The organism is uncultured Cetobacterium sp. (assembly GCF_947038635.1).
Classification (GTDB): domain Bacteria; phylum Fusobacteriota; class Fusobacteriia; order Fusobacteriales; family Fusobacteriaceae; genus Cetobacterium_A.
On the sequence record NZ_CAMQXC010000001.1, the window covers coordinates 54,953 to 63,909 of the forward strand.

General features: G+C 27.7%; 8 protein-coding genes and 1 tRNA gene. 7 read left to right on the top strand and 2 right to left on the bottom strand.

Annotation, left to right across the window (positions count from 1 at the left end; all coding sequences use genetic code 11):
- Window positions 1–20: 20 nt before the first annotated feature.
- From Q0V08_RS00300 to Q0V08_RS00325, 6 genes are all read left to right on the top strand, one after another.
- Window positions 21–2,792: a DEAD/DEAH box helicase gene (locus Q0V08_RS00300; RefSeq protein WP_297431046.1), complete on the top strand. Its 2,772-nt coding sequence runs from the start codon at window positions 21–23 to the stop codon at window positions 2,790–2,792.
- Window positions 2,779–3,543: a nucleoside triphosphate pyrophosphohydrolase gene (mazG, locus tag Q0V08_RS00305; RefSeq protein WP_297431048.1), complete on the top strand. Its 765-nt coding sequence runs from the start codon at window positions 2,779–2,781 to the stop codon at window positions 3,541–3,543. Before Q0V08_RS00300 ends, mazG begins: the two co-directional genes overlap by 14 nt.
- Window positions 3,544–3,603: 60 nt before the next feature.
- The gene (locus Q0V08_RS00310; RefSeq protein WP_023049993.1) at window positions 3,604–3,894 is read left to right on the top strand and encodes an RNA-binding S4 domain-containing protein; all 291 of its coding nucleotides are present in this window, start codon (window positions 3,604–3,606) and stop codon (window positions 3,892–3,894) included.
- A complete protein-coding gene (gene ispE / locus Q0V08_RS00315; RefSeq protein ID WP_297431050.1) occupies window positions 3,894–4,754 on the top strand; it encodes a 4-(cytidine 5'-diphospho)-2-C-methyl-D-erythritol kinase in 861 nt (286 codons plus the stop codon). The genes Q0V08_RS00310 and ispE overlap by 1 nt, the downstream gene beginning before the upstream one ends.
- A gap of 32 nt (window positions 4,755–4,786) precedes the next feature.
- Window positions 4,787–5,098: a septation regulator SpoVG gene (gene spoVG, locus Q0V08_RS00320; RefSeq protein ID WP_023049991.1), complete on the top strand. Its 312-nt coding sequence runs from the start codon at window positions 4,787–4,789 to the stop codon at window positions 5,096–5,098.
- A gap of 47 nt (window positions 5,099–5,145) precedes the next feature.
- Window positions 5,146–5,220: transfer RNA gene (locus tag Q0V08_RS00325), tRNA-Gln, on the top strand.
- A gap of 104 nt (window positions 5,221–5,324) precedes the next feature.
- Here the strand turns inward: Q0V08_RS00325 and Q0V08_RS00330 are convergent.
- Both Q0V08_RS00330 and Q0V08_RS00335 read right to left on the bottom strand, forming a co-directional pair.
- Entirely contained in the window at window positions 5,325–6,245 is a 921-nt protein-coding gene (locus tag Q0V08_RS00330) for a pseudouridine-5'-phosphate glycosidase (RefSeq protein ID WP_297431052.1), read from the bottom strand.
- Complete coding sequence (locus Q0V08_RS00335; RefSeq protein WP_297431054.1) at window positions 6,242–7,327, bottom strand: carbohydrate kinase; 1,086 nt, start codon at window positions 7,325–7,327, stop codon at window positions 6,242–6,244. The genes Q0V08_RS00330 and Q0V08_RS00335 overlap by 4 nt, the downstream gene beginning before the upstream one ends.
- Window positions 7,328–7,481: 154 nt before the next feature.
- Here Q0V08_RS00335 and Q0V08_RS00340 point away from each other — a divergent pair, with 154 nt between their 5' ends.
- Window positions 7,482–8,813: a DUF1576 domain-containing protein gene (locus Q0V08_RS00340; protein WP_297431056.1), complete on the top strand. Its 1,332-nt coding sequence runs from the start codon at window positions 7,482–7,484 to the stop codon at window positions 8,811–8,813.
- Window positions 8,814–8,957 lie beyond the last annotated feature (144 nt).

The window sequence follows — 8,957 nt, forward strand, 5'->3', positions numbered from 1 at the left end:
AGAAGAATTAGGAGGCGTATATGTTTAGAAAAGATATTCCAAAATTTTTAATAGAGAATAAAAATAGTGTAGTATATATAGGGTCCTCTAATAAAAATATAGATATTTATTTTGAAAATATAGTTAACCAACAAGATATTAATTTAATTGAACTTTCAAATATACAAGAGGAAGATGACTACTATAAAGTAAACTATCAACTTTTAGAAAGTTTAAAAAATAACAAAAAATTGATAATTTTAACATCTTTGGAGGGACTTTTAACAGAATATTCTTTAAATAGTGATGTTTTAACTTTAACGTTGGGAACAGGAATAACAAGAAAAAATCTTATAGAACTTTTAGAAAAAAATGGATATAAGAAAAACTATTTAGTGGAAAAAAGAATGGAATTTTCTGTAAGAGGAGATATTATAGATATATTTTCTTTAAGTGGAGATAATCCTATTAGAATAGAGTATTTTGGAGATGAAATTGATAGAATAACATATTTTTCTATTTTTGATCAGAAAAGTTTTGAAAAAATAAATAGAGTAAATATGTATATAAACAAAAATAATTTATATAAAATAGATTTTATAGAACTCTTAGAAAAAATAAAAGAGAATAGAGTATGTGATATTTATTTAGAAAATTCTGAAATAATAAGCTATAAACTAGAAGAAGCAATAGTGAGAGAAAGAGATAAAGAGGAGAAAATAAGGGAGTTATACGAAAGGATAGAAAATCTATCTAAAAAAATAGATGTAATTAAGAGTGAAGGGGATACAGAAAGAGTTAAATCTTCAAACACAAAAGATGGAGTAAAATATGAGAATATATCTCAAATAAGAGAGGGAGATTATATTATTCATGAAAATTATGGTGTTGGAATTTATTTAGGAATTCAAGAGATTGATGGAAAGGATTATCTTGCAATAAGGTATGCAGATGAGGATAGACTATTTGTCCCTATTGAAGGATTAAATAAGATAGAAAGATTTTTAGTATCAACAGGAAAGACACCTGAACTGTATAACTTAGGAAGAAGAGGATTTAAGAGAAGAAGAGAAAAATTAGAAGAGGATATGCTTAAATTTGCTAAAGAGATTGTAGAAATTCAAGCTAAAAGAGCACTTCATACAGGGTATAAATTTTCTCCAGATACAGTTTGGCAAGAGGAATTTGAAGAAAAATTCCCATACATAGAAACTAGAGATCAAAAAAATGCTATAAGAGATGTTAAAAGAGATATGGAGTCCTCAAAAGTTATGGATAGAATTGTGTGTGGAGATGTCGGATATGGAAAGACAGAAGTAGCTATAAGAGCAGCATTTAAATGTGTTATGGATGGAAAACAAGTTTTAATAGTAGCACCAACGACAGTTTTAGCTCAACAACATTATGATAGATTTGTAGAGAGATATGAAGATTATCCAATAAGTCTTGAGTTATTAAGTAGATTAAGTGGAGATAAAGAGCAAAAAGAGATAATAAAAAAAGTTGAAAATGGAAGTGTAGATATTATTATTGGAACTCATAGAGTTTTATCAGGTGATTTAAAATTTAAAAATTTAGGACTTATTATAGTTGATGAGGAACAAAAATTTGGAGTAAAAGATAAAGAAAAATTAAAAAAAATGAAAAATAATGTTGATATGTTAACTCTAACAGCAACACCTATTCCTAGAACTTTAAATTATGCCTTATTAGGTATTAGAGATATCTCTGTTATAGAAACCGCTCCTGAAGGTAGAGTACCGGTAGAAACAAGTTTTATAAATGATAATAAAAAAGAGATAAGAGAATCTATTATGAAAGAGATAGCTCGAGAAGGACAAGTTTTTTATATATTTAATCGAGTTAAAAGAATAGAGGATAAATTAAATGATTTAAAGAAAATTTTACCTAAATTTGTAACTATAGATTATATTCATGGAAAAATGACTCCTAAAAATATAAAAGAGAAATTAAAAAAATTTCAAGATGGGGATATTGATATTTTATTAAGTACTACAATTATAGAAAATGGAATTGATATAGAAAATGCAAATACTATTCTAATAGAGGGAATAGATAAATTAGGACTTTCTCAAGTTTACCAACTTCGTGGAAGAGTGGGTAGAGGAAAAAGAAAAGGTTATTGTTACTTAATAGTTGATAAAGAAAAAAAACTAGGTAAAAAAGCTTCAGAGAGAAAGGAAACTTTAAAGGATATTGGTGAATTTGGAGGAGGATTTAAACTTTCTTTAGAAGATATGAGAATAAGAGGAGCAGGAGAAATATTAGGTGATAAACAACATGGTGCTTTAGAAACTTTTGGATATAATCTTTATACAAAACTATTACAAGAGGAGATTGCTAAAGTAAAAGGAGATTACAAAGAGGATTTTGAAACAAAAATTATCTTAAATAATGATTCTTATATTCCCAGAGATTATATAGAAGGCGATGAAAGATTAATAATCTATAGAAGATTAGTTGATACAAGAGATTTAGAAAAACTATCAGAGTTAAAAGTAGAATTAATAGATAGATTTGGAGAACTACCTAAAGAGGTAGTAAGTTTATTAAGATATTTAGAGGTAAAAATATTAGCTAAAGATTTAAAAATTGAAGAAATAGTAGAAAAAGATGGAGAATATTTCTTAAAGTTTAATAATGACTATGTAAATTTTGAAAAATTAATGAAGCTAATTGAGGAAAAAAAAGCTAGATATTCTCAAAAAGAGGGCGGATTATATTATTTTGAAGATATTTTAAAATTTTTATATTGGTATAAAGGAGATGATGATTTAAATGAAAAAGTTTGATGAATTTGTAGAAATTATAAAAAAATTAAGAGAACCGAATGGTTGTCCTTGGGATAGAGAGCAAACTTTAGAAAGTTTAAAGCCTCATTTATTAGAAGAAACATATGAAGTTTTAGAAGCTATGGATGAGGGAGGAGAAAAGCTAAAAGGTGAGTTAGGAGATCTATTACTTCAAGTAGTTTTTCAATCTAATATATGTGAAGAAAAAGGTGAATTTAAAATAGATGATGTTATTGATAGTATCTCAGAAAAAATGGTTAGAAGGCATCCACATGTTTTTGGAAATGAGATAGATGTAAAGACATCAGATGAAGTTTTAATTAATTGGGAAAAAATAAAAAAAGATGAAAAAGAGCATGCAGAAAGAATCTCTGTTTTAGATGGAATTCCAAAGGGAATACCTGCACTTTTAAGAGCGGAAAAACTTCAAAAAAAAGCATCTAAAGTGGGATTTGATTGGCCTGAAATCCACGGAGTTATAGATAAAGTTGAAGAAGAGATAGATGAATTGAGAGATGAAGTTATGGCAGGAGCAGAAGAAAAAATTAAAGAAGAATTAGGGGATTTATTTTTTGCATTGGTTAATTTATCTAGACATTTAGGGATAAATCCTGAACTTTGTTTAAATGAAGCATCAGATAAGTTTGAAAGACGTTTTAGATATGTTGAAGAAAATTGTAATATAGAAGAGGCAACTCTTGAGGAGATGGATAAAGTTTGGGAAGAAGCTAAAAATAAAAATATTTTTTAGAACTATTGACATATGAAAAAAATAAGGTATATATAATATTACGAAAAAGGAAGTGGCAAGATGAGATTAGATAAGTTTTTAAAAGTAAGTAGAATAATAAAAAGAAGACCAGTTGCTAAAATAGTAGTTGATGGTGGAAAAGCAAAATTAAATGGTAAGGTAGCAAAAGCTAGTACTGAAGTTAAAGTTGGAATGGAGCTAGAGCTTGAGTATTATAATAAATATTTCAAATTTAAAATATTAGAGGTGCCAGAAGGAAATGTGGCAAAAAGTAAAACATCTGAATTAGTAGAGTTGTTAGATAGTAAAGGTATAGTTATTGATTTAGATGGTGAGGAGGATATATTTTAATGAAAATATTTAATCTTCAATCAAATGCTAAAATAAATATTGGTTTAAATATAGTTGGTGTTTTAGAAAATGGATATCATCTTTTAGATATGACTATGATACCAATTGATTTATATGATAATTTAACAATAAAAGTTGAAGATAAAAGTGGAGATTTAAAAATAAAAACAAATAAAAAGGATATCCCAGTAGATTCAAGTAATATCCTTTATAAAATATATATAAAATTTTATGAAAAAGTAAAATTAACTCCTTTAAATATGGAGGTTTTTTTAGAAAAGATTATTCCTCATCAAGCAGGATTAGGTGGAGGAAGTTCTAATGGAGCTATATTTTTAAATTTTTTAAATAAATTTCATGATGATATTTTATCTTTTGAAGAATTAATAGAACTAGGAAAAAGTATTGGAGCAGATATTCCTTTCTTCATATTAAATAAATCTTCAAGAGTTCAAGGTATAGGTGAAAAGCTACAAGAGATTGAAAATAATTTAAAGGTTTCTTTAGTTATAGTTAAACCACCTTTTGGAGTATCTACAGTTGAAGCTTACAAACAAATGAAAAATATAGAAAATCCTAGAAAATCAAACATTGATAATATAATAAAAGGTTTGAAAGAGAATAATTTATCTTTAGTTGAAGAGAGTATTGAAAATAATTTAGAAGAAGCACTGTTGAAATCAGATAAAAATTTGATTGAGTTTAGAAAAAAGTTAGCAGAAGTAGAAGAGTTAAAATTTTTTATGTCAGGAAGTGGAAGTGCATTTTATGCATTTTTAATAGAGGATATTGATGAAAAAATTGGTAAACTAAGACACAGATTTAACGATTGCGAGATTTTTCTTTGCAATTTTAAATAAAACTACTAAATCATAAGGAAGGTGCATTTAGAATGAGAATTACAGATGTAAGATTGAGAACAGTGAAAAATGAAAACGAACTTAAGTTAAAAGCTTATGCAGATGTTACTTTTGAAGAATGTTTTGTAATTCATGGATTAAAAGTAATTGATGGTCAAAAAGGAATGTTTGTTGCTATGCCTTCAAGAAAAATGCCTGATGGGGAATACAAGGATATAGCTCACCCGATAACACCTGAACTTAGAAAGGATATAACAGATTCTGTTATAGCTAAGTATAAAGAGGTTATGTCGCAGGAAATAACACCAATAGAAGTAGTAGAAGAAGAAATTGTAGAAGAATAAAAAATCATTGACAATGTTAAAAAAAAATGATATTATTTTATTGATGTTGGGGTGTCGCCAAGCGGTAAGGCAACGGACTTTGACTCCGTCATGCGTTGGTTCGAATCCAGCCACCCCAGCCATTTAAAATGATATTTAACGGGAACTTGTATGTTCCTGTTTTTTTTATATCTTTATAAAAATAAAAATCCCTCTTTTAGGTTTTTCTAAAAGAGGGATTTTTATTTTATAATTCGCAATAATTTTTAGCTATTTCAGAAGCTAATTTAGCATTGTTGAAAACTAATTGAATATTAGATTCTAAACTCTTTCCTTTTGTAATATCTTTAACTTTAGCAAGTAAGAATGGAGTGCTATCTTTTCCTTTGATACCTTTTTCTTCAGCTTCAGCAACAGCGTTATTAATTGCAGTAGTAATCGTATCAAAATCCATAGCAAACTCTTCAGGAATTGGATTTGCAATAACAACTCCTCCTTTTAAGTTAACATCCCATTTAGCTTTTAAAGTTTTAGCAATTTGTTCAGGTGTATCCATTTTATAATCCACCTTAAATCCACTTTTTCTAGTGTAGAAAGCAGGTAATTCTTTTGTTTGGTAACCAAGAACAGGAACACCTTTTGTCTCTAAGAATTCAAGTGTTAAACCGATATCAAGAATTGATTTAGCTCCAGCACAAACAACAGCCACATCAGTCATAGCTAACTCTTCTAAATCAGCAGAGATATCCATTGTTGTTTCAGCTCCTCTATGAACTCCACCAATACCTCCTGTAGCAAATACTTTAATGCCAGCAAGAGCAGCAATAATCATAGTAGATGCAACAGTTGTAGCTCCATCATCCTCAGAAGCTAATATAGCAGGAATATCTCTTCTACTAGCTTTAGTAACTTCTAATCCTTTTTTACCTAAATAATCAACCTCTTCTTTGCTTAAACCAACTTTAAGTTTTCCATTTAATATAGCAATAGTAGCTGGTACAGCACCATTTTCTCTAACAATTTCTTCAACTTTTAAAGCAGTTTCAACGTTTTGAGGATAAGGCATACCGTGAGATATTATAGTTGATTCAAGAGCAACAACTGGTTTGTTATTTTCTAATGCTTCCTTAACTTCTTTTGAAATTTCTAAATATTTTGCTAAATTCATAAATTTTCCTCCTTGATTCTATTAATATTTTCTAAAGACATATTATCACTTATTGTTTTTTCACTTGAAATAGCTATTGCAGCACATGCAATACCATTTTTACAGCTTTCAATGATATCTAAATTTTCTAAATAACTATAGGCGATTCCAGACATGAAAGCATCTCCAGCACCAGTAGTATTTATAACTTTTGTTTTATATGGTTTCATATGACCATATACTTCTCCATTAGAGTAAAAAACTCCCTTTTCACCTAAAGATATAAAAACTTGCTTAACTCCTTTTTGAATAAAGAAATTAGCACACTCTTCTAATGAATTTTGATCTATAATATTTATACCAGAAAGAGTTTCAGCTTCAAGTTGATTAGGTTTTATTGTATGGAATTTTCCAATAAATTCTTTTATTTTTAAAGCTTTAGTTGTAGAAACACAATCTAAAAATAATGGAATTGAAAAATTATTAACAATATATTCTATAGTTTCTTTTGGTATATTAGTGTCAATTATACATAACTTTGATTCATCTAAAATCTCTTTTTTAGATTTAATAAAATCTATTGAAAGATTATCATAAAGATCCATAGCTGAGATAGCTAGTTTCATGTCGTTATTGTCATCTAAAATTGATATATAAGTTGATGTTGGTGAATTTGTAATTGTTAAAGAATTAGATATATTTATTCCTAAAGATTTACAATTTCTTTTGATTTCTTCACCATTAAAATCATCACCTAGTACTGTTATCAGTTCAACATCTTGATTTAGTCTAGATAAATTATCTGCAATATTTCTTCCAACTCCACCAAAAGATGTGCTAACTTTCCCAGGATTAGAATCATAGTCTTTTAAAGATGAATAAGATTGAGCTGAAATATCAATATTAGTTCCACCAATAACAGAAACGAAAGATTTTTTTTGTATAATATATCCTTTTCCAATTATTTTACCTTTTTTTATTAAGTTAGAAATATGTACTGCAACAGATGAACGAGCAATATCAGCTTTGTCTGCTAATTCAGATTGAGATATAAAAGGATTTTCTTCAATCCACTTTAAAATTTCTTTTTCTCTGTTGGTCATAAACACCTCCGTTTAAACAAATGTTTATACATATAAACATTTGTTTAAATATTATCATTGAAGTATTGAAAAGTCAATGATTTATATACAAAAAAATTGATTTTTAATGGAAAAAATATTAAAATTTTAATAGAGAGTTAAAAGGGGTGATAGATTGGATAATTTTAAAGGGAATAGGAGCAAGAAAATTTGGCTTCTAACAGAAATAGTAGCAGGGATTCTTTTTGCTATGTTTGTTTATTTTGTTTTAAGAGGAAAAGAAAATGTAATGGGAGGATTTATAAGAATTTTAACATCTCCCACGGTATTGATAACAGATTTTCTAGTTATTGGTGGAATGGGAGCTACATTTTTAAATGCTTTTTTAATTTTTATATTTAACTATACTTTAATGAGGCTTTTAGGAACACCATTAAACGGTATAGCAATAGCATCATTTTTTACAGTATTTGGATTTTCCTTTTTTGGAAAAAATATTTTAAATATTTTACCATTTTATGTTGGTGGAATTCTTTACTCAAAGTATGAGCATATAGACTTTAAAGATATTTTAGTAACAATATCTTTTACAAGTGCGCTAGCTCCATTTATAAGTGAGGTTGCTTTTAATATTCACGTGTTAAGTGAATACGCATATATAAATGCAATAGTTTTAGGTATTGTAATAGGATTTATTGTAACACCATTAGCTAAAAAAATGGCAGGTTTTCATGAAGGATTTAATCTTTATAATCTAGGATTTACAGGAGGAATACTAGGAGCTGTAATAGCTTCAGTTTTAAAACTTTATCAATTTGTTGTTGTTCCTCAAAGAATAATTTCAACAGAACATGACTTAGAATTAAAAGTTATATCTAGTGGAGTATTTTTATCTTTAATATTTATAGGTTACTATATAAATAATAAAAGTTTTTCAGGATATAAAACATTGTTGAAAGATACAGGATTAAAAAGTGATTTTGTAATAAAATATGGATATGGACTTACTTTTATAAATATGGGAATTATGGGATTTGTAGCTATGATGTATCCCATTTTGCTAGGTCAAACTTTAAATGGTCCTTTATTAGCAGGTATATTAACAATAGTTGGGTTTTCAGCTTATGGAAAAACAATTTTAAATATAACACCGATATTACTTGGAGTATTTTTAGGAAAGTTTGGAAGCACTACAGATGGTTTTACAATAGCTTTGTCAGGGTTATTTGGAACTTCTTTAGCTCCAATTGCAGGTGTATATGGTCCTATATGGGGAGTTGTAGCAGGGATGTTACATATAGCTGTAGTACAAAGTATTGGTGTAATTCATGGAGGACTTAATCTTTACAATAATGGATTTTCAGCTGGAATTATAGCTGGTTTTTTATTACCAATAATAAGTACAACTAAAGAAAGTGTAAATAAAAGAAGAGCTAAATATCTTCAAAGACAAAAAGCATTGCACGATTTAATTAGAAAAACAGAGGATAATCTTAATGGAAAATGATAGATTAAGAAAAAAAATTAAAAATAAAAAAATAAATCATTGACGAAGTTTAAAATTTATGGTACTATAATTTTTGTCAGCGGGAAACGCCGCCGACAAGAATTGTAGAAAAAGGACATTAACAACCGAATAGAGAAAATAGTC

Excerpts from the sequence above, each read along its gene's own strand:
- Q0V08_RS00335 (WP_297431054.1), bottom strand. The coding sequence starts at position 7,327 with ATGACCAACAGAGAAAAAGAAATTTTAAAGTGGATTGAAGAAAATCCT.
- ispE (WP_297431050.1), top strand. The coding sequence starts at position 3,894 with ATGAAAATATTTAATCTTCAATCAAATGCTAAAATAAATATTGGTTTA.
- mazG (WP_297431048.1), top strand. The coding sequence starts at position 2,779 with ATGAAAAAGTTTGATGAATTTGTAGAAATTATAAAAAAATTAAGAGAA.
- spoVG (WP_023049991.1), top strand. The coding sequence starts at position 4,787 with ATGAGAATTACAGATGTAAGATTGAGAACAGTGAAAAATGAAAACGAA.
- Q0V08_RS00310 (WP_023049993.1), top strand. The coding sequence starts at position 3,604 with ATGAGATTAGATAAGTTTTTAAAAGTAAGTAGAATAATAAAAAGAAGA.
- Q0V08_RS00300 (WP_297431046.1), top strand. The coding sequence starts at position 21 with ATGTTTAGAAAAGATATTCCAAAATTTTTAATAGAGAATAAAAATAGT.
- Q0V08_RS00330 (WP_297431052.1), bottom strand. The coding sequence starts at position 6,245 with ATGAATTTAGCAAAATATTTAGAAATTTCAAAAGAAGTTAAGGAAGCA.